Origin of the sequence: Streptomyces glaucescens (assembly GCF_002154375.1) — a bacterium.
Classification (GTDB): Bacteria; Actinomycetota; Actinomycetes; order Streptomycetales; family Streptomycetaceae; genus Streptomyces; species Streptomyces glaucescens.
Map to the genome: position 1 here is coordinate 1 of NZ_MUND01000960.1, position 889 is coordinate 889.

Consider the following 889-nt stretch of genomic DNA (forward strand, 5'->3'; position numbering starts at 1 on the left):
TCGCCGTCCTCCACAACGGCCACCTCGCCGCCGAAGGCACCCCCGAGGAACTCAAGCGGATCGTCCCCGGCGGACACGTCCGCCTCCGCTTCACCGACCCCACCACCTACCGGACCGCCGCCACCACCCTGCCCGAGACCACACGCGACGACGAAGCCCTCACCCTCCAGATCCCCAGCAACGGCACCCAGCGCGAACTGCGCTCCCTCCTCGACTGGCTCGACGCCGCCGGCGTCGAAGCCGACGAACTCACCCTCCACACCCCCGACCTCGACGACGTCTTCTTCGCCCTGACCGGCGGCTCCGACGTCCCCGGCCAGACCCAGGAGACCGTCCGATGAGTTCCCTCTCCCTCGCCGTGCGCGACTCCTCCACGATGCTCCGGCGGAACCTGCTGCACGCCCGGCGCTACCCGTCCCTCACCCTCAACCTGCTGCTCACGCCGGTCATGCTGCTGCTGCTCTTCGTCTACGTCTTCGGCGATGTGATGAGCGCCGGTATCGGGGGCGGCACCCCGGACCGCTCCGAGTACGTCGCCTATATCGTCCCGGGCATCCTGCTGCTGACCATCGGCGGCACGACGATCGGCACTGCCGTGTCCGTCGCCATGGATATGACCGAGGGCATCATCGCCCGCTTCCGCACCCTGGCGATCCACCGCGGGTCGGTGCTGATCGGGCACGTGGTGGGCAGCGTGCTGCAGTGCATGATGAGCCTGCTGCTCGTCGGGGCCGTAGCCGTGGCGATCGGGTTCCGGGCCACCGGTGCCACCGCGCTGGAGTGGCTGCTGGCGGTCGGTCTGCTGGCGCTCGTCTCCCTGGCGCTCACCTGGATCGCCGTCGGCATGGGCCTGTCCAGCCCGAACGCGGAGGCCGCCAGCAACAACGCC

1 protein-coding gene and 1 pseudogene are annotated in these 889 nt (G+C 70.1%); both read left to right on the forward strand.

Translation table 11 applies throughout. From position 1 onward, the window contains the following. Positions 1 to 341, forward strand: a pseudogene (locus CCN42_RS39740) (ABC transporter); the annotation flags it as partial. Continuing rightward, on the forward strand, positions 338 to 889 hold a 552-nt coding region (locus CCN42_RS39745; RefSeq protein ID WP_086742003.1), incomplete at its 3' end, for an ABC transporter permease. The pseudogene CCN42_RS39740 and the gene CCN42_RS39745, both read left to right, overlap by 4 nt.